This window comes from Planktothrix tepida PCC 9214 (assembly GCF_900009145.1).
Lineage (GTDB): Bacteria > Cyanobacteriota > Cyanobacteriia > Cyanobacteriales > Microcoleaceae > Planktothrix > Planktothrix tepida.
Genome location: NZ_LN889813.1, coordinates 874,698 through 895,045, shown reverse-complemented (window position 1 = coordinate 895,045; position 20,348 = coordinate 874,698). Strand labels below are relative to the sequence as shown.

Here is a 20,348-nt window from a genome sequence, read left to right as displayed (position 1 = left end):
AAGCCTCTATTGGGCTATGTTGTTTGGGTTATCTACGGTTTCACCAGTGGTGCAGAATTCTTTAATTCCGTTATCCTCTGGTCAAATTCCAGTTCTTCACTCTCAGCAGACTCCTACTCCCCCATCTGCTTTAATTCCTTGGGGTTGGGATGCCGGTTTAAAAATTCGCCGAGTGGCGGGATATTATCCCCATAGTCCTGTTTACTTTGAGCGTTGTCCTGATGGTATTGGTGGCAAATGTTACGATGCTATTGCTAATCGTGCTGGATTTTATACCTTAGCCTATGGCTCATTTAGTCACCAGGAAAAAGTAGGGCCAACGGGAAAGTTAAGTTGTATTCCCAATGAAGCTGAAAATCCCAACGCCCCGACCAATCGAATTTTAATGGAAGCTAACCCGTCTGAACCTGTTGGCACTCCTCCGGTTCAAGGTCGCTGTCCTTACTTTTTTTACTGGAGAAATCACGGTGTCGGGGGTAGTCCCTCCGCTTATCTAATCAATGACAGTTTAAGTTTGTCTCAAATTCCTGCTGGTTATGGGAGTTTTTATATTGGACTGCAAGAAAACCTGAAAACCTATCGGGGGACTTATGGGGGATTAGATCACCGAAATCGAGCTACAACTCCCTTGTATGAGTGGGTAGATGGTGTACGTTTAAAGCTACGGGCTAAGGTGTGCTTTGGCGATAAATCGTCGGACTTATACCGCAAAATCCGTGTACATACGGATATGACCTTTTATAATTTACAACATCATCAAGGATTTGGCGTATCGGTTAATTTAATGGATTATGGGGTTCATGAGGGTAAACCTTCAACATTACCCGAATTACTTCGTGAGCCAAAAGTGCTGGAATATTCTTTAGCTCAACTTCATGTGAGTGGGGAATTATGGAATGTGACACCGAAGGATTTAAAGTTTACGGTGGATCGATCTTCAGATTGTAATTTACCTTTAGAAAATCTACCGTTTCAGGATGTTTATGTTCCGTTCAAAACCATTTTTGAACGGTTAATTGCGGAAGGCAAAATTGATCCCCGTTTAACAAAAGGCGCAATTCTTTCCAGTACGATTGTAGTCGGCTTAGAACAGTGGGGACGAAATCGCGCGGAGGTGGAAATTTCTGATCGCAGCTTGATGATTGCTCTGCCCCCTACAGCCTCTAACGAAAACTCTTTTAGGGAGGATGCAGCCAAGTCACCTCGTTTTCGGTTAAAATCAAGGGGCTAAAATTTTATAATTATTATGTCTTGGGGGAAACTCTTACAACCTGATTTAGTTTTGGGAGATTGCGTTGTCCATTTGACGGCGGATCTATTAGAACAGCACCAAATTAAAGGAATGGTGCTAGATGTGGATGAAACCTTAGTTCCGATTACGGAAAAGTCCGTGTCTGAACATCTTAAAGGTTGGATCGATACCCTCAAACCTCATACTTGTCTATGGTTGGTGAGTAACAATATTAGCCAAGCTCGGATTGGTAGTATTGCTGAAACGTTAAATTTGCCCTACATTAGTGGCGCTGGTAAACCTTCTCGTCGGAAACTCAAGCGAGCCGTTGAAGCGATGGATTTACCCGTAGAACAGGTGGCAATGGTGGGCGATCGCTTATTTACAGATGTTTTGGCGGGAAACCGTTTAGGAATGTTTACAATCCTGGTAGAGCCGATGGTTGATCCCACCATGATGCCTCCAGCTAATTCTGTTCGTAATATTGAAGTGTGGCTCTCCAAAATGCTAGGGGCAACCCTGCACTGATTCAAACGGCAATCGGTTTTTTCTGTAACCAAAATAACTTAAAATCTAAAGAAAAGATTATGAAATTTCAACGGGTTAAAGTTTTATGGGATCATGATAATGACTTAATAACAAATCGGGTCAGCTTATATAAAGACCCTAATTTGATAAAATCTTAAATTCCTGTGTAAAACGCCAGCCTTCCCTGCTTTGGGGGGGTTGGCGTTTTACGGTGAGTCATTAACCGTCAACTGTCAACCGTCAACACCCTTTATGTCTCAAACCCTTGTTATCAAAATTGGTACATCGAGTTTAACCCAGGCTACAACTGGACATTTAGCGTTATCGACGTTGGCAACCTTAGTCGAAACCTTGACTCGGTTACGATATCAGGGGTATCGAGTGGTTTTGGTTTCTTCCGGTGCGGTCGGAGTGGGACGCGATCGCTTAGGATTAACCGAACGTCCCCGCACTATTGCTTTAAAACAAGCGGTAGCCGCCGTGGGTCAAGGTCGGTTGATGCGCGTTTATGATGATTTATTTAGTTCCCTCCAACAACCCATTGCTCAAGTCCTGCTGACACGGGGAGATTTAGTTCAACGTAACGGTTATGTGAATGTTTATAATACGTTTCAACAATTGTTAAAATTAGGCGTTATTCCCATTGTTAATGAAAATGATACCGTTGCCGTTGATGAACTAAAATTTGGGGATAATGATACTCTTTCGGCATTAGTTGCGAGTTTAGTAGAGGCGGATTGGTTATTTTTATTAACAGATGTTGATCAATTATATTCAGCCGACCCGCGTGAAAATCCCAATGCTCAACCCATTAGTTTAATCACCAGTATGAAACAATTGGAAGAATTTCAAGTGCAAACGGGAGATTCTCGCAGTGGGTGGGGAACGGGAGGGATGATTACGAAAATTGAAGCAGCCAGAATTGCTACGGGATCAGGGGTGAGAACGGTGATTACAGAGGGAAAATACCCCCAAAATTTAGAAAAAATCCTGCAAGGGGAAGCCATTGGGACTCAATTTGAACCCCAAATTCGACCTGTTAATGCTCGAAAACATTGGATTGCTAATGTATTAATTCCACTGGGTAAACTGTATTTAGATGCAGGGGCTGTTAAAGCAATTTCTCAACGGGGGAAATCTCTATTAGCGGCAGGAATCACGAAAATTGATGGAGAATTTACGGTTCAGGATTCGGTACAAATTTGTGATTTAGAAGGACAGGAAATTGCTAGGGGTTTAGTTAATTATAATCGTGGAGAATTACAAAAAATCAAGGGTTTGCATTCGGATAAAATTCCTGAAATTTTAGGGTATGAAGGTGCAGAAACAGTGGTTCATCGAGATAACTTAGTGATCAGGGAACAGGGAATAGGGAACTGGGAGTAGAAATATGTCAAAGTATGAGCAAATCTATGCCATTGTCTCTCAAATTCCTTGGGGAAAAGTTGCGACCTATGGACAGATTGCAGAACTCGCTAATTTAGGTCAGCAGGCGCGTTTAGTCGGTTATGCTTTATATAAAATTCCTTTAGAAACTTCCGATATTCCTTGGCATCGAGTTATTAATGCAAAAGGAGAAATTTCCCATTCCTTGTGGCGTAAAGGTACAGATTTTCTTCAGCGATCGCTTTTAGAAGCAGAAGGAATTCAATTTAACGCTCAAAATAAAATTAATCTTTCTGAGTATCTTTGGATACCTCAAATCCAGGACATCTAAACTCGAAGATTGTCCGAAAACTGGGAATGAATAGAGGGGTCAGACCCCCTACAGACTAGGGCGTGCTCAGTTGTAACCAAAATTGTAGCCTAACTTCAATCTAAAGTAGGACATCAAAACTTTGCTGATGAAAGAAAACCGAATCTATCCGTTTAGACTGTTGTGTATCCTAATTTTTGATGCTGTTTCTCCAACGGCAACAACGGGATGGTTGAAAATTACCCCTTAGCTGTTCTTCTGGCTGAATTTTTGATACAGTTCTAGGGTAAAACGCTAAACTTAGGCAAAAAACTCAACTATAATTCCTGATTGGCAAATTTTCCCGACTACAAGCATTGATGAGGACGTAAACATGGCTGAAATCACGAAAGAAGAAATGCGAGAGCGTTTAGGCAATATCGACCAAATCCGTGATATTATCTTTGGATCTCAACTCCGAGACTATAACGGTCGGTTTGAAAAAATGGAGTCAGATCTCGCAACTCTACAACAAGATATCCAAGATCGTGTTGAACAACTGAAAACGGTTTTAACGTCAGAAATCAAGTCCTCTGTAGAAAATTTAGATAAAAAAATCAAAATTCTGACCTTAAATTCCCAGGAAGAATTAACAGATCTGCGACAACAAACCGATCGACTCAACCGCAAATTTTCCAGCAGTATTGAAGCGTTAGATGAAGCTTTAGATCAACAAACTAATTCTCTACGCGAAGAATTAGGACAAACTCGTGATCAATTACAAGAGGAGGTTCGCAATCTTAAAAACCAAGTATTAGAAGAACTGGAGCGACGCTTTTCTCTATTAACAGAAGTCAAAGTCTCCCGCGATGATATGGCTGAAGTGCTATTTGAAGTTGGGATGAGATTAAAAGGAACTGAATTTGTCCCGGCGATCAAACAAGCCGCCGATGATCAAGCCAATGGAAGTTTTGCACTTCCTGAACATCACCACTTTTAAATTCTAAATTCGGTCAAAACTATGACCTCTTCTCAGGATAATTTAAGCTCTATTGATCAACAACAGGGGATAACCTCTCAACAGAATTCATCCGATGCTGTTGAGGGTGATCCTCTAGCATCGTTGATCAATTTATTACTAGATTTAAACCTGAGTCATGAGTCTAAATCTCCTCCTTCTCCCTCAATATTACCCCTAGACCCAGAACCATTCCCCACCCCCTTAACGGTTGATTCTGTAGTCTCTGAGCCTGAGTTTCTTAACTCAAATCCATCGATTCGTCCTGTGCCTTTTCAACCTTCAACGCCAGAAGATGATGGGGTTTTGCGACTCCTTCCCTTATTGGAAAAACCTCCTTCTGCGGCAATGGACATTGACTATTCCGTAAGCAAAATAGAAGAGAATTTCCCTTCAATTCCTTCCTCAACACCCTCTCAAAATTTAGAAGCTTCTGTTGAGCTAAAATCAACCGAGGAAATTCCTGAAATTGTTTCATCTAATCGGGAGAAAATTGAAGAAGATGATCCTTCTGATCTTCTTGATTTAAAAGCTCTTGAACCTTTATTAAAAGCCTTTAATTTAGATCAACCTTCGCTTCAACAGAATTCCCAAAATACGGAATTAAAAGTATCCAAACCCTCAGAGATCAAAAAAGCTTCTAATCCTGATGATCCCTTAGAGCAATTACAAGAGTTAATGTTTGGCTCTAACTTAACGGATGATTTAGAAGAATTGAAAAATCAACTGTTAGGATCGGAATTACCGGAAGTGCGAGAACTGGTAGACCGGATTACACAGCAACTCAATCGCATTGAAATCCAAATTTATGAACCGCAAAAATTAATTGAACTGTTGCTTCCCAGTATTGGTCAACTTTTAAATTTAAAAGTTAATGAATCCAAAGAGGAGCTTATTCAAGCTTTTATTCCAATTATTGATGAAGTGATTCGAGGAAAAGGTCAAACGGATCGAATGGCGATGAGTGCTGCTATTGCGGATTTAATTCCTGAAGCGATTAAAAAACAAATTCAGGATTCTCCTAAAGAAATTGCTCAAGCGATTGGGCCAGAAATTGGGGCGGCTATTCGTGAACAAATTAGAATTGATCGCAATGAAATTGCTGAAGCTTTAGCACCGATGATGGGTCGGACAATTAAAGAACAAATTAGTTTAGAACGAGATTCAATGGTGGATGCGTTGTATCCGGTGATTGGGAGTACGATTAGCCGCTATTTAGGGGAAGCCATTAAAGATATTAATGACAAAGTAAATAGTGCTTTGAGTATGCAAGGAATCAAACGGAAAATTCAATCGAAAGTTCAAGGGGTATCGGAAGCGGAACTGATTTTAATGGAAGTGAGTAATTTTATCGTGCAAGCGGTATTTTTAATTCATAAAGGTTCCGGTTTAGTCATTGCTCAAATGCAACAACCCGATCAACAACTTGAAGCCGAAATGATCGGTGGAATGTTAACGGCAATTCGCAGTTTTGTGAATGATTGTATTGTAAAAACGGGTGAAGTCTCAGAACTGAATGAAATTGAGTATGGGGATTCTAAAATTATTATCGAAGTCGCTGGATATTGTTATTTAGCAATTGTAGTAAAAGGAGAACCCCCCAAAGAATTTATTAAAAAAATCCGCCAAACGATGACGACTTTAATTGTCAAATATAGTCAGCCGATTGAAGAGTTTGAAGGCGATCCCGATTCAGTTCCTGATGGAATTCCGTGCCAGCTTGAAGCTTTAATGCGGTTTGGAACTGATATAAAAGTTTATCAAAAGCCAACCACTCTTTTAATTGGTGGCGCAGTGGTACTAAGTTTGATTTTAATTTCTTTGGGAATTTATCAATACCGCCAGATGAATTTGCGCCAATTAGAAGCTACATTAACGACAAAATTAGGATCAGAACCTGAGTTAGCGATTTATCCTTTATCCGTTCAAGTGCAGGGAAAAATACTAGAATTAGAAGGGAAAGTTCCGACGGCTAGATTGAAAGATAAAGCGAAAGCGATCGTTCAACAAACGGCTCCTAATTTTCAAATTGAGAATCGAATTATTGCAGTTAAACTTCCTCCCGATCCGGTTAAAGTTGCCAGCGAAGTTAAGCAAATGGTAATATTGCTGAATCAAATCAGTGGGATTTCTATTTCGGCTGATTATCAAAGCTCTCAAGTTACCTTGAAAGGAAAAGTAATTAAAGCTGAAGATATCCAGAAAATCACCCAAGCCTTTGAGAAAATTGAGGGGGTAGATTCTGTCGTTGCCAATCTGGTTGTACAACCCCTTCCGATTCCGACTCGGATTTATTTTAAGGTGAATTCGGCTGAATTAATCTTGAAAGATTTACGCGGTAAACTTGTCCCTCTGGCTCAATATTTAAAGCGATACCCTGATCTCAAATTACAAATTATTGGTTATAGTCATCAACAGGAAAACGCTGGTAAAAATGATCAGTTGGCCGTAAAACGTGCTCAAACCGTTCAAAATATTTTGGAGGATTTAGGGATTGATCGACGAAGGCTGGAAGCGGTCGGAAAAATAGAATATCCTGGGGGAGTAGATGAGAATCAGGAACCTTGGTTGAGTCAAACCGTTTTGTTTGAGATAATACCCTTACAATCAAAAGATAATAAACCCCTGAAACCATGATTTCTAAAAAAATTTGCTTAGTCGGTGATTTTGGAGTCGGAAAAACCAGTTTGATTCGCAGATTTGTGGATCGCCAATTTAGTGATCAATATTTGTCTACGGTGGGAGTTAAAATTTCTCGCAAAGCTGTTGAGATCGTAGCCCTGAATCCTGAAAAAACGGGAACTGTACAATTGTTAATTTGGGATATTGAAGGGCATACTAAATTTAAAGCGATCGCCCCCAGTTATTTACAAGGAGCAAGCGGTACAGTCATTGTTGCAGATGTGACCCGTCAGGAAACGGTAGAACGGCTCTCGGAACATATTGACTTATTTTTATCAGTCAATCCGAAAGGATTTATGGTCATTGCGTTTAATAAAATTGATTTGGTTGACTCAACTGAACTGGAACGAATTGTTAAACTCGCTCCTGATTTTAAGCAATGTGGACAAATTTTAGCCAGCTATCAAACCTCCGCCAAAACCGGGGATCATGTTGATACAATTTTTTACCAACTTTCTCAGAAATTTCTAGCGTCATAAACCATAAAATTTAGTTTTACATTTGTTCTGGGATAAGTTATGAACACACTGTTAAAAAAAATCTTAGCGCCTAAAAACATTGAATATTTGACCATGAATTCAGAGCTTAGGATTGTCGAATTATCTTGGGGTGTCGCCAGATTTGCAGATTGTCCAGAGCAAGTGCGATCTGGAGAAGATGTCTGTGATGCTTTTCCTGAGTTAATTGGATTAGAAGAAACCTTTAAGAAAATTATTAATCATCAAATTAATCAATTTGAAATTAAAGGAATCTGTCGCGGTTTGAGAGAGGAAGAAATTATCTATTTTGATATTTATGTTTTAAATAATCCTGAAATTTCTCTCAATCGTGAAGAATTATTAATTATCTTTGAAGATACAACAGATGGGTTTTTAAAACAACAAAAAATTACTCAAGTTGCGAAAGAATATGGATTGGCTTTAAGTGCTTTAGATAAGACTAAAACCTATCTAAATCAAATCATTAATTCTATGACTGATTTGTTGATTGTAACAGATAATCAGGGAATTATTAAAATTATTAATAGAGCAACCATTGTTTTATTTAACTATTCCCAAGAAGAATTAATTCAACACTCTATTTTTAAATTATTTGAAGATGAAAAAATTACCCATAATTTTAAAGAATCAGAATTCTTAGCTTCTTTTCATTTATTAAATCCGATAAAAATTCTCTGTAAAGCTAAAACTGGAACGTCTTTTCCGATCTCATTTTCTTGTTCCTCCCTCAATTTTGATATTTCTGAAAATCAAGAATTTGTTTGGATCGGTCGAGATATGACGGAACAGAAACGGGTGGAACTTCAGTTACGTCAACAAGGAGAACGTGATCGGCTTTTAAAAACGATTACCCAACGCATTCATCAATCTTTAAGCTTACAAGAAACTTTACAAACCATCGTCGGAGAAATTCTTCATTTTTTACAGGTTGATCGAGTTTTAATTTATCGATTTTTCACCCCAACAGAAGGACGAATAATCGCTGAAACCGTCATCAATTCTTCTATCCCACATCTGAATCCATCTATTTTAACCCCAGATTTTAATTTTCTTTTATTATCTTATTTTAACTCTGGAAAAATCGATGCAATTGATGATGTTTACTTAGTTCCTATTAATTTCCCCTATCTCTATTCTTTACTTCAATTAAAAGTTAAAGCGAGTTTAGTTGTACCGATTCTAATTTATGACTCGTCTCAAGAGTCTAATTCCACCAATCAACTTTGGGGGTTATTAATGGCGCATCAATGCTATCAACCTCGCCATTGGGAAGTCTGGGAAATTAACTTATTAGAGGAATTAGCAACCCAAATTGCTATTGCGTTGCAACAAGCTGAACTTTATGAACAATTACAAATTGCTTATCAAGGATTACAACAGTTAGTGATTCAGGATGGATTAACAGGTCTAGCCAATCGTCGTCATTTTGATCGGATACTTTATCAAGAATGGAATCGATTGAGACGAGAAGGAGCACCTTTATCGTTGCTTTTACTCGATATTGATTATTTTAAACAATACAATGATAGCTATGGACATTTAGCGGGGGATTTTTGTTTACAGGAAGTCGCTCAGATTTTACAGAATATTGTTCAACGAAGTAGCGATTTAGTGGCTCGTTATGGAGGGGAGGAATTTGCTGTAATTTTACCCAATACCCAGACTTCAGAAGCCATTCAGGTTGCAGAAAAAATTCGAGAACAGGTGGAAGCCTTGCAAATTCCCCATCAGGAATCCCAGGTCAGTAATTATGTCACAATGAGTATTGGAGTAGCGACGTTAATTCCTATCGAACATTTAACCCCTCAAATTGTCATTCACACGGCTGATCAAGCTTTATATCAAGCTAAACAAAATGGCCGAAATTGCATTTTTATAGCCTCTCCTTAATTGTACCTTTCATTCGATTGCATCTACCCAAAAATAGCGTTTTCTAACGCTATGATTTGAGAAAAAGAATAACTTTATTGAAGTCATTCAGGGATTATGGATAATTTATTTAAACAGTTTTTAACTCTTCGTCAAATGGATTACTTGATTGTCAATCCAGACTTGAGCATTAAAGAGTTTTCTCCAGGAGTTGTTCGGCTTGCGGAAGATGCTGCATCGATTGTAATCGGAGAAAACGTTCAATCTTATTTTCCTGAACTGTTTGGAACCGAGGAGATCATTGATGCCATTATCCAGGGGGATCAAGATTATTTTGAATTGAATTCCATGAGCCGACAAATCCCGGACAGTGAATTAATTTATTTTAATATGTACTTTTTAGGCGTTTCAATCCAAGGTAAACATATCCCTGAATTAATGATCCTTTTTGAGAATGTTACACAACAAATGCAGTTAGAACAAGCATTAGTTCAAGAAACCAATGAATCTCGGTTGTTGTTAAATGCTTATTCTCATTCTCAACAATATATTGACCGAATTATTACCTCAATGGAGGATATTTTAATTGTTACCAATCAACAGGGTATGATTAAAAAAGTCAATCTGGCTACTTTATCATTGTTAGGATATAATCAATCGGATTTAATTAATAATCCTATCTTTGATTTTCTGGAAGATGACACGGCTTTAAAAGAGTATTTGACCGAATCTTTCCTTAAAAAAGAAGACTTTCTATTTAAGAATTTGGAATTAAGTTGTAAAAAGAAACATGGGGGTCTAATCATCTTAGAATTTTCAATTTCAACTCTAACAACTGATACGGATGATAGCCTTGATTTTATTTATGTAGGGCGGGATGTCACGGCTCGAAAACGTGCTCAACAAAGAATTTTTACTCAATACCAAATTTCTCGAATTCTATCAGAAGCCGCCAATATTCATGAAGCTTTTCTGCAAATTTTATGCTCAATTTGTGAAAGTTGGGGATGGGTTTTAGGCGAAGTTTGGATGTTAGAACCTTTTTCAGCAGATCTGTTAATGTTAGAGAATGAACTGGCTCAAGAGTCTGCTTTTAAAGTAAAGTCAATTAACCCGAAACTTCAGTGTCTTGAAGTCTGGGCAAAACCCATGATTGAATTATCAAAAATTGAAAAGCTGTATGAAAATATAACCTTAGATCTGAATATGGGTTTACCGGGTCAAATTTGGGGAAGTGGATTTGCTCAGTGGAGTGAAGATTTGATGATTGATGAAGGATCTCCTCATCATCATATTGCTCAAGAACTAGGGCTACAGACGGCTTTTGGATTCCCTATTCAAGATGGAAAAGATGTCTTAGGAGTGATGGCTTTTTTCAGTCAAGAAACAACTTCGCCTGATCCAGAATTAATGCAAACTATGACCGCCATTGGTAGTCAGTTAGGTCAGTTTATTAAACGAAAATTGGCAGAAGTTGCACTGCGTTATCAACAGAAACAAACAGAACGCTTACTCTTAAATATTTTACCCGAACCGATTGCAAATCGTCTGAAACAAGAAACAAAAACGATTGCTGAACATTTTGGACAAGTAACTGTTTTATTTGCCGATATTGTTGGATTTACCCAAATTTCATCTTCCTTAAGTCCGATTTCTTTAGTCAATTTACTGAATGAATTATTCTCCAGTTTTGATCGATTAACAGAAAAATATGGATTAGAAAAAATTAAAACCATTGGAGATGCTTATATGGTGGTGGGGGGATTGCCTGATCCTCGGTCTGATCATGCAATTGCGATCGCAGATATGGCATTAGATATGCAAACTGCAATTCTGGAATTTAATCAAACCCATCATAAAGCCTTTAGTGTGCGAATTGGAATTCATAGTGGCCCTGTTGTTGCGGGTGTGATTGGGATTAAAAAATTCTTGTATGATTTATGGGGAGATACGGTTAATATTGCGTCTCGGATGGAATCTCATGGGTTAGCAGGACATATTCAAATAAGTGAAGATACTTATCATCTTTTACCGAAAAAATATGTTGTCGTTAAACGAGGTTTAATTTCAATTAAAGGGAAAGGTAGTATGAATACTTATTTTTTATTAGGTCGAAAAGGAGAAAATTATCTAGCCGTTATTGACAAAATGGTTACGCTGAATGAGCAACAAATAACCGCAGAAACTCAACATTTAGTTGAAATAATCCATAATAAACTCAATGACACTTCTCCAGTTCAAGCCCATAAAATCGATGGTAGCTTACCCGATTTAGGATAAAATAGGAAAACAGCTTAAAATTGATAATTGTTTGCACCTTTTAAATTTTAAATGACGTTATCAGAATCTTGGAAAAATCAGTGGCGTTTTCAACTGGAAAACGACTACCCTCACTTAAACCCAAACACGCGAGAAAGCCTGATTCGTTGGTTACTGGGAGAAAATTCTGAATCCTTAGAGACTCTCCCTCCTGACCAACAAGACCGGATCAAACAAGGGTTAAACTTTCGTTATCGCATTCTACAACAGCGCTATTTAGAGATGTCTCCCGAAAAAGCTTATCGCAATTTAATGCAGCGCTTAGGGAGTTTAGTGATTTTGCGACAAAAAGTTCGCCTGTGGGTTGCTACCAGTCGAGATCGTCAACGTCAAGTGGTGGATGTTTTACAAGAAGTGGTACAGGAAATGTTGAATAGCGATCGCTATTTGCAACAACAAATGCAATGGATTTCTCAATGTACCTCTAATCAACAATTAAGAAATGCTTTACTATTAACAACTGTAGAAGAATATTGTCTGCGTCCTATTCGGAATCAACCGTTATTAGTTTATCGATTTGTTAACTATTTACGTCGCACTCAACGGGGTGGATTAACCCAAGTTCCTACGGGAGAATGGATTAAACAGTTATCTGATGAAATCCTATCCGATGAGACAGATGAAACTATTAGTTTATTCGATCATCAAGCGGTTTCTCACTATGAAGATGAACAATATTTCCAAACCCAACAAAACCAACGGTTAGCTGTTCAAGCAGAATTTGAAGCGTATTTAATTAAAAATGTTGACCCCATTGCGGCAGAATGGTTGCGGTTATATTTACAAGGATTATCCCAAGACGCGATCGCTCAAAAACTAAATTTACCCATTAAACAAATCTATCGACTGCGAGAAAAAGTCAGTTATCATGCCATTAAAAATTTTACTTTAAAACAAAACCCAGAATTAGTCACCAGTTGGTTAGGAACCTCTTTATCAGAACATCGTTTAGGGTTAACATCCCAGCAATGGCAAGAATTTTGGCAAGGTTTAACCCCGACCCAACAGCAAATTATTGAACGTTTAAAAGCGGGGGAAACCTTAGAAACAATTGCTCAAGCCTTAACCCTCAAAATTACCCAAATTCAGCAGGAATGGACGACCCTGTATTTAATGGCTCAAAATCTGCGAAATCAATCAAGTTGATTCCCTTCTATAGTTTTGTTGAAGTCCAACTAACACAAATTGCGTTAATATAAGATTGATGAATGCAGCAACATCCTAAACTTATCCCCGTCAAGATCCAGTTATAGCAGTCGTAGCTAATAGTTAGGACAAGGACTGATGCAGCAAACCTAGGCTTGTGTCTATCTTTTTCTTTCTGTTCCCTGTTCCCTGTTCCCTGTTCCCTGTTATATAACCCATGATTCCCCAAAAACTGACCCTAAAAAATTTCCTCAGCTACCGAGAAGCGACTTTAGATTTTAGTGGTTTACATACCGCTTGTATTTGTGGTTCCAATGGGGCGGGAAAATCTTCCTTATTAGAAGCAATGGCTTGGGCTATTTGGGGAAATAGTCGGGCAGAATCGGAGGATGATATTATCTATATGGGGGAAGTAGAAGCTCGTGTGGATTTTACCTTTATTAATCAGGGGAATTTATATCGGGTGATTCGGAACCGTCGTCGAGGTCAGTCAGGAACCTTAGAATTTCAAGTCGCAACCACTGCGTTACAAGAAATAGAAGATTTAGATACAATTAAATTTCGTCCTCTTACTGAACGAGGGTTAAGAGCGACTCAACAAAAGATTTTAGATTACTTAAAATTAGATTATGATACCTTTATTAATTCTGCTTATTTGAGACAGGGACGGGCGGATGAATTTATGATTAAACGTCCGACAGAACGGAAAGAAATCCTCGCCAGTTTGTTAAAATTAGATCAATATGATGGGTTATCGGAAAAAGCCAAAGATTTAGCGCGTGAGTATAAAGCTCAAGGGGAAGTTTTAGAACAAACTTTAACTACAAATCAAGCTCAAATTGAACAAAAAGGTCAATTAGAACAGGATATTATTCAATTACAAACAACGATTGATCATCTGCAAGAAAAACAAGCCCAAGATCGAGATCATTATCAACAATTACAAGCCCAACAACATCATCGTCAAGCGTGGGAAAAGCTCTTAACAGGACAACAACAACAACATCAAACTTTTGCCCAAGATTATCGACGTTTACAACAGGAATTAGCCGCTACTCAACAGCAACGTCAGGAACTCGAAGCAGTCTTACAACAAGAAACGGAAATTCAAACCGGATATCAATATTTTCAAACGCTACAAACAACGGAAGAATCTCTATCAAGTCAATTTAAACTGTATCAAGAGTATCAACAGCAACGCCAACAATTACAAGAACAACAACGCCAACATCTGAATAGTTTACAACAGCAAATTCAAACGTTACAAGCTCGTTTAGAAGCCTTAACCCAACAGGAACAAGATTATTTACAAATTTTAAGCCAAAAACCTGATATTGAAGCGGGGTTAGAACAGTTACAAACGGCCAGAACTCGGTTAAATCAGTTTGATCAATTGCAATTAGAAGTAACGCCACTTTTACAACATCGTCAACGCCTACAAACCGAGTTAGATCGATCTCAATCTCGTCAACAAGCTCGGTTAGAAGAATTAAAAACCTCCGTCGGAAAACTCCAACGAACCCTCAAACAACATCGCCCCCAATTAGAAGCACAATTAGAAACTATTGCGAATCAAATTACAGAATTAGATAAGAAAAAAGTTTATCAACTGCGGGTGCGAGAAAAAGGGCAAGAACGCCATACTTTTATGGAACGTTTGAATAATTCTAAACGAGATTATGAAGAAAAATTAGCAGAATTAGAACAAAAAATTCAACTATTATCAAAATCGGAATCTGAGGAAAAAGAAACTGATGATGCACCGTTATTGCGATCTCAATTTCCCCCCTGTCCCTTATGCGATCGCCCCTTAGATGAACATCACTGGAATCTTGTGATTTCTAAGCATCAAAATCAACAACAAGAATTCAGAAATCAAATTTGGGTCGTTCATGAACAATTAGTCGTTGCGGATCGAGAACTGAAAATTTTACAAGAGGAATATCGACAAATTCAACAGGATTTATTACCCTATGAAGAATTGCGAGAACACCGAGGAAAGATTCAAGCACAATTAGAAGGTTTGTATCAAGATGAACAGCAGTTACAACAACTGATTTTAGAACAGAAATCTGTTCAAGATATGTTAGAAACGGGAAGTTATGCAACGGATTTATATGCAGAATTGCAGGATTTAGAACAAAAATTAAGCCAAATTAATTATAATGAACAAAGCCATGCTTTAGCCAGAAATGAGGAAAAACGCTGGCGTTGGGCAGAAATTAAATATAGTCAAATTCGGGATGCTGAAGATAAATTAACAAAAATAACGACTCAAAAGCCTGAATTAGAAACTCAAATTCAAACATCAACCCAAACTTTAACCGAACAGAAAAATAATTCTGAAATTCAACAACGAATTGTTACGATAGAGCAAAAAATAACCGCAATGGGTTATAATGTAGAAGAACATAATCGCATTCGTTCTGAGTTACGTCAAGCCCAAGTTTGGTTAACTCGTACAGAACAATTAAACCAAGCCAAACAACAATATCCGATTCTTAAACAGCGCATTGAGGAATTAGAAACCCTAACTCAAGAACGGGTAAAAAATTTACAAGCCATTCAAGGACAAATTGAACTATTACAACAGCAATTAAGAGAAACTCCCGACCCCACAGAAGCGTTAAAACAGTTAGACCAATTAATTCAACAACAACAACTAAAATTAGATAGTTATTTAGGTCAATTAGGCAGTTTACAACAACAACAAACCCAACTTGATCAGCTAAACACTCAACAAACAGAATTAAAAACCCAACTCGATACAGTTCGCCGTCAATATCGAGTTTATCAAGAATTAGCGCAAGCCTTTGGAAAAAATGGCATTCAAGCGTTAATGATTGAGAATATTTTACCAGAGTTAGAAGCAGAAACCAATCAAATTTTATCTCGATTATCTGCAAATCAACTTCATGTTCAATTTGTCACCCAACGCACCGGACGCAGTACCCGATCTGCAAAAACCGCTAAAATGATTGAAACCTTAGAAATTTTAATTGCGGATGCGCGGGGAACTCGTTCTTATGAAACCTATTCGGGGGGAGAAGCCTTTAGAATTAATTTTGCGATTCGGTTAGCGTTAGCTAAATTGTTAGCACAACGGGCGGGAACCTCTCTACAAATGTTAATTATTGATGAAGGTTTTGGAACCCAAGATGCAGAAGGATGCGATCGCTTAATAGCGGCAATTAATGCGATCGCTTCTGATTTTGCTTGTATTCTGACTGTTACCCATATTCCCAGTTTAAAAGAAGCCTTTCAAGCTCGAATTGAAGTGCATAAAACCAGTCAAGGTTCGCAAATTTATCTGTCAATTTAAGGGTAAAGAATGGAATATTATTTGGTTGTCATGGTATAAACTCCATCCCATTCTTCTGGAACAGACGTTTGTAAATATTGTTGCGATCGCGCAATATGAATTTGTACCGCCCGATCATCTGGACGCATTTTTTTTGCTTCTTCAAAAATCAAAATTGCTTGTTTAAACTCTCTCGTTAAATAAGCTATTCTGCCTTGATTAAAACAATCTAAAAACTCTTTCGTAGATGAATCTAAGGAAACAGAACGATTACTAATTAACTCATAAATACTCACCGCCTGATGTTTTCCTTTCACTCGAACCCGATCTAATTCTCGCACCCAAATTTTATCTCGACATAAATGATAAGTCATCTCACTAATAATAATATCACAGCCATATTGTTTCGTAATTTGTTCCAGACGGGAACTTAAATTCACCCCATCTCCAATCACCGTATAATCCATCCGTTTTTGTGATCCAATATTTCCCGATACCACTTCACCCGAACTCATCCCAATCCCAATTTTAATTTGGGGTTCATCGGGTCGCATTTGGTTAAATTCCTTTAAGCGTCGGCGCATATCTAAAGCTGATTGTACCGCCATCCACGCATGATTATCTCGCAAAGGAAGCGGTGCACCAAAAACCGCCATTAACGCATCGCCAATAAATTTATCTAAGGTTCCTTCATGGGAAAAAACCGCTTCTACCATCGTTTCAAAATATTGGTTTAATAATGCAACAACATCCGACGCTTCTAAATTTTCAGTTAAGGTTGTATAACCCCGAATATCTGAAAATAAAATCGTAACTTCTTTACGTTCTCCCACCATTAATACATCTTCTCCAAGCGCCATCACCTGTTCAGCAACACCCGGAGTCATATACCGATACATAGTCGTTTTCATCCGTTTTTCGCGGCTAATATCTTCTAACACCACTAACCCCCCTCGAACCCCTCCTTCTGGGTTAGTCAGGGGATTTACAGTTAAATTTATACTGCGTTCAATTTCCCGAAATTGTGTTATAGGATCAAGGGTTCCCTTGGGTTGTAAAGGAGTCGCTTCTCCCCAAGGATAATAAATCTCAGCATGATAGCGATCAGGAATCACTAAAGTCGGAATTAAGCCCGCAATTTTTCCTTGGGGTTCTTCTTGTTTAATTAAACCCACTGTTAAACTTTGTTCAGGGACATAATGACGCGCCGCATTGCGTAAACTATCTTCTAAACGGAATCTTAAATTTTCAATGGGTACAACATCCCACACATAACGACCCGTTAATTTTTCTTCCCAATATTGACGAATAGTGCGATCATTGGTTTGGGGTTTGGGACAGCCTAATAATTCCAAAGCCGCATCATTAATCGTGACAATTCTTCCTTGTAAATCCGTCGAAATTACTACATCAGAAAGACTTTGTAAAATATCCTTCTGATATTGTTTTTCCACCATCACATTTTCAAATAACTGAGCATTTTGTAAGGCGATTCCCGCTTGAGCATTAAATGCCCTTAAAAATTCCTCATCAGAATTGGTAAAGCTGCCTTTATTTTTATTAATTAACTGCGTTACCCCGATCAATTCTCCAGCCCCATTATAAACAGGCATACATAAAATATTGCGGGTTTGATAGCCCGTCCTGCGATCAGTTGTAGGGTCAAACCGAGGATCGCAATAGGCATCAGGAATATTCAAAACTTGACCCGTAGAAGCCACATATCCCGCAATTCCTCGATTAGCCGGAATCCGAATTTCCATCATTTGTGAACCATCAGCCGTGGCAACTTTTGTCCACAATTCATGGGTTTCTTTTTTTAATAAAAATAACGTGCTGCGATCGGCTTGCATTAAATCTCTCGCCTGTTCCATCACCGCTTTTAAAGTTGTTTCTAAATCCAAACTTTGCCCTAAAGTTGTTGTTGCTTTTAATAAAGCAGCCACTCCCCGTTGATTTCGCGCCGCAACAAAAAACGATTGACAACTTTCTAAAATAATCCCAATAGCATCTGCAAAAGAACGAAATTGTTGTTCATCTTCTTCTGTAAAAGCCAAATCTCCGGCTTTATTCAACAACCGTACCACAGCCACCGCTTCCTCTGGGTTTTGACTGCTGAAAATGGGCATACACAAAATCGTGTGAGTATGATACCCGGCGGGTTCATCCACTTCCGCTTCAAATAACGGACAATTGTGGGCATCTGCCACATTCATGGCTTCCCCCGTCCGGGCCACATACCCTAAAATTCCCGCATCTATCGGTAAACGGATTTCTTTTGCCTGTCCCGTTTCTTCATCAACTTTGGTATACCAGAGTTGATTCTTGCTGCGATTAATTAAAAATATTGTTGTACAATCCGCTTGTAAAATTTGCCCAATTTTGAGGGTAAAGGCATCAAGCAACTGTTCTAAGAGGGTTTCGATCGCTTCATTATTGATCAGATCAATTGCCCGAAGAAATTGCTGAAATTCTGCGGTAATAAAATCTAAAATGCAAATAAATTCCCCAATTGGCAGGTTTTTAACACGCGCTGCCAAGAGGCCCATACGATCCACTTGTGTCAGCGTAGCTAAGATGCTACCAGCATTAGAAAAAGTCATGGGAAGGGGATAGTTTGGGTGATGGAGATAAAACGGTCGGACTCTGATCCCAAAGGGTTAAGTGGCTTTGATGGAATAGAACCTTCCCAACTAAGAGAGACAGAATGAGTAGATGATAGCAGACAAAGGATGGTCATGGCTTCCATCCTCGTCTTCAGTCTAAAGTTTCTGACGAACCCTAAGCAGCAGAAGACAAAGAGTAACGACTGAGAATCCCTAGATAATAGGAGCGTAATTGTTGGGTTGCAGCTGCCCATCCCCAACGTTCTGCTTCTAAACGAGCATTTTGGCGCAGGGTTTCCCGTTCTTCGGGGTTTGCCAATAATCGTTGGGTTGCTGTCATTGCGCCTTCTTCGTCATCGGGATCAAACAAATAGCCATTGATGCCATCGGTGACAATATCAGGAATTCCCCCAGACCGAGCGGCTACCACCGGCGTTCCTGCGGCCATTGCTTCTAATAACACTAACCCTAGGGTTTCGGTACGGGAGGGAAAAATAAACGCATCCGCCGACGCATAGGCTGTTGCTAACTCTTTCCCTCGGAGATAACCGACAAAATGGGTGGGAGTTCCCTGAAAATGGGTTTCTAGGACTTGACGATTAGGGCCATCTCCAACGAGGGCTAAACGAGCATTCGGAATTTGTTCTAAAACAGGTTTGATTCGTTCAATTTCTTTTTCTGCCCCCAAACGGCCAACATAGAGTAATAAATGACAATCGGGATGTCCTTGACTAAGGCGATCGCGCATTTCTCGGCTGGCTAAGGAGGGTTGAAACAGTTCCGTATCGACTCCCCGTTGCCATAAATCCAGACGTTCAATCCCGTGATTCCCCAGTTCTTGTACCATTGCTGTTGAGGTACAAAGATTTAATTGAGCTTGGTTATGGGCTGCTCGTAACATACTCCACAGTACCTCCTCCAACATTCCCAAACCATAATGGTGCAAATATTGGGGTAAATGGGTATGATACGATGCAACTAAAGGAATATTTAACTTTTTGGCATAATATAAGCCCCCTAACCCTAAAATAGCTGGATTCGCCACATGAATCACATCCGGTCGAAATTTCTCTAACTCAACCCGAATACCGGGATGGGGAATTCCCAGTTTTAACTCTGGATACAAGGGTAAAGGAACGCCCTCAACCCCATAAATTCTAGCCCCTTTATATTCCGTGAGTCCCCCTGCTGGTGAAATCACTAATACTTCGTCTCCCAACCGTTGTAACTGTTCGACCGTATGACACAGCCGCGTCACAATCCCATCAATTTTGGGCAAAAAGGTCTCAGTGAAAAGAGCGATTCGCATACAAGCTATACACTGATGTCAATAGTCCTAGCTTTCTCATCATCTCAGAATTTGTCATTGCTGTTAATGGTTGGACAGTTATCAGTTATCAGTTATCAGTCTAAGAGTTAACCATCAATCAGCTAATGACTATTACTTACTTTTCCTTCATCCCCTCATCCCCT

At 38.9% G+C, this 20,348-nt stretch carries 13 protein-coding genes; 11 read left to right on the top strand and 2 right to left on the bottom strand.

Annotated features, from left to right (window positions below; genetic code table 11):
* Positions 1 to 16 precede the first annotated feature (16 nt).
* The 11 genes from PL9214_RS26505 to sbcC all read left to right on the top strand — a co-directional run bounded on the left by PL9214_RS26505 (position 17) and on the right by sbcC (position 16,290).
* Positions 17 to 1,231: a hypothetical protein gene (locus tag PL9214_RS26505; protein WP_139295161.1), complete on the top strand. Its 1,215-nt coding sequence runs from the start codon at positions 17 to 19 to the stop codon at positions 1,229 to 1,231.
* Positions 1,232 to 1,246: 15 nt separating this feature from the next.
* A complete protein-coding gene (locus tag PL9214_RS26500) occupies positions 1,247 to 1,759 on the top strand; it encodes a YqeG family HAD IIIA-type phosphatase (protein ID WP_072722265.1) in 513 nt (170 codons plus the stop codon).
* A 252-nt stretch (positions 1,760 to 2,011) separates the two neighbouring features.
* A complete protein-coding gene (gene proB / locus PL9214_RS26495) occupies positions 2,012 to 3,145 on the top strand; it encodes a glutamate 5-kinase (RefSeq protein WP_072722264.1) in 1,134 nt (377 codons plus the stop codon).
* Positions 3,146 to 3,149: 4 nt separating this feature from the next.
* The gene (locus tag PL9214_RS26490) at positions 3,150 to 3,476 is read left to right on the top strand and encodes an MGMT family protein (protein WP_072722263.1); all 327 of its coding nucleotides are present in this window, start codon (positions 3,150 to 3,152) and stop codon (positions 3,474 to 3,476) included.
* 352 nt (positions 3,477 to 3,828) lie between these two features.
* A complete protein-coding gene (locus PL9214_RS26485) occupies positions 3,829 to 4,434 on the top strand; it encodes a hypothetical protein (protein WP_072722262.1) in 606 nt (201 codons plus the stop codon).
* Between the two features lie 21 nt (positions 4,435 to 4,455).
* Entirely contained in the window at positions 4,456 to 7,089 is a 2,634-nt protein-coding gene (locus PL9214_RS26480; protein WP_083580194.1) for a BON domain-containing protein, read from the top strand.
* The gene (locus tag PL9214_RS26475) at positions 7,086 to 7,613 is read left to right on the top strand and encodes a Rab family GTPase (RefSeq protein ID WP_072722261.1); all 528 of its coding nucleotides are present in this window, start codon (positions 7,086 to 7,088) and stop codon (positions 7,611 to 7,613) included. Before PL9214_RS26480 ends, PL9214_RS26475 begins: the two co-directional genes overlap by 4 nt.
* 93 nt (positions 7,614 to 7,706) lie before the next feature.
* Positions 7,707 to 9,524: a diguanylate cyclase domain-containing protein gene (locus PL9214_RS26470; RefSeq protein ID WP_186440463.1), complete on the top strand. Its 1,818-nt coding sequence runs from the start codon at positions 7,707 to 7,709 to the stop codon at positions 9,522 to 9,524.
* A gap of 96 nt (positions 9,525 to 9,620) precedes the next feature.
* Complete coding sequence (locus tag PL9214_RS26465; protein WP_072722259.1) at positions 9,621 to 11,783, top strand: adenylate/guanylate cyclase domain-containing protein; 2,163 nt, start codon at positions 9,621 to 9,623, stop codon at positions 11,781 to 11,783.
* 51 nt (positions 11,784 to 11,834) lie between these two features.
* Positions 11,835 to 12,968, top strand: coding sequence for a HetZ-related protein 2 (locus tag PL9214_RS26460; protein ID WP_072722258.1), 1,134 nt, complete (start codon positions 11,835 to 11,837; stop codon positions 12,966 to 12,968).
* A 217-nt stretch (positions 12,969 to 13,185) separates the two neighbouring features.
* Entirely contained in the window at positions 13,186 to 16,290 is a 3,105-nt protein-coding gene (gene sbcC / locus PL9214_RS26455) for an exonuclease subunit SbcC (RefSeq protein ID WP_072722257.1), read from the top strand.
* Positions 16,291 to 16,307: 17 nt separating this feature from the next.
* Here the strand turns inward: sbcC and PL9214_RS26450 are convergent, their stop codons facing one another.
* Together PL9214_RS26450 and PL9214_RS26445 are read right to left on the bottom strand one after the other, a co-directional pair.
* Positions 16,308 to 18,872, bottom strand: a complete 2,565-nt coding sequence (locus PL9214_RS26450) for an adenylate/guanylate cyclase domain-containing protein (RefSeq protein ID WP_072722256.1) — start codon at positions 18,870 to 18,872, stop codon at positions 16,308 to 16,310.
* A 178-nt stretch (positions 18,873 to 19,050) separates the two neighbouring features.
* A complete protein-coding gene (locus PL9214_RS26445) occupies positions 19,051 to 20,184 on the bottom strand; it encodes a glycosyltransferase family 4 protein (protein WP_072722255.1) in 1,134 nt (377 codons plus the stop codon).
* Positions 20,185 to 20,348: the final 164 nt, after the last annotated feature.